Below are 934 nucleotides of genomic sequence, written 5' to 3' on the forward strand. Positions count from 1 at the left end.
AAACTGGCAGTCAAATTTACCGCCGTGGTCGTTTTACCAACGCCACCCTTTTGATTTGCAATTGCTATGATTTCCATACACTTACTCAATTTGATTAAGGTCTGTTACTCGTTTTCGCTTTAATAAACTTTTGTTTTACATTCTTATTGTCATGTTTCACAAAAAATCTGTTCGTAATTTTATTATAATTTACGCAAAATATCACACGAAAACCTTAAGATTAAGGTCTCACGTTTTAGCCATTGTGTTAAATATACACCGAGCTGACCATACTAAATGTCGCCCAGTTATCAACGTGCTCATAGCTTAGTCATTTTTGGCAGACAATTCAATCAAATGACGACTATCATGTAAACGTGGCACATCAAGAATAATGGTTTTGATTTGCCATTTTTCTTCTAAAACTTGTAGCTCATCATCCGTTGGCGTTTTGCCTTTCATAGCGCACAAACGACCACCATTCGCCAATCGCGGCTGCGCCACTTCAACAAAGTCTGTTAAACTTGCAAACGCCCTAGAAGTGACCACTTCATAAGTCGTTTCATGTGCTTCAATACGTGCAGCAATTGGTTGCACGTTACTCAAACCAAGCTCACTACTAATTTGCTTGATAAAACGAATCTTTTTCTGATTGCTATCGAGTGCAGTACATGAGCGTTCAGGCTGACAAATCGCGATAATAACTGCAGGCAACCCCGCTCCTGTACCGATATCTAGCAGCGACCCTTGAGGCAAATGCGGTATAATAGCCAGACAATCAATGACGTGCTTAATTAAGGCTTCGACTGGATCCGTAATCGCGGTCAGATTATACGCTTTATTCCATAGTAAAAGCTGATCTAAGTACAATAATAACGTGCGCTGCTGCGTTTGGCTCAACGTTAGACCAAGCTCTTGCACTGCTTGAGCCAAAATATCAGCAAGCAATGGCAAC

At 40.6% G+C, this 934-nt stretch carries 2 protein-coding genes; both read right to left on the reverse strand.

The genetic code is table 11. The features are described from left to right. A partial coding sequence (locus ACS8FD_RS17705) for a ParA family protein (protein WP_439276819.1) occupies positions 1-77 on the reverse strand: 77 nt, incomplete at its 3' end. Positions 78-306: 229 nt separating this feature from the next. Next, on the reverse strand, positions 307-933 hold the full coding sequence (gene rsmG / locus ACS8FD_RS17710) for a 16S rRNA (guanine(527)-N(7))-methyltransferase RsmG (protein ID WP_439276818.1): 627 nt from the start codon (positions 931-933) through the stop codon (positions 307-309). Position 934 lies beyond the last annotated feature (1 nt).

The sequence above is a fragment of the Psychrobacter sp. 1U2 genome, from assembly GCF_051847575.1.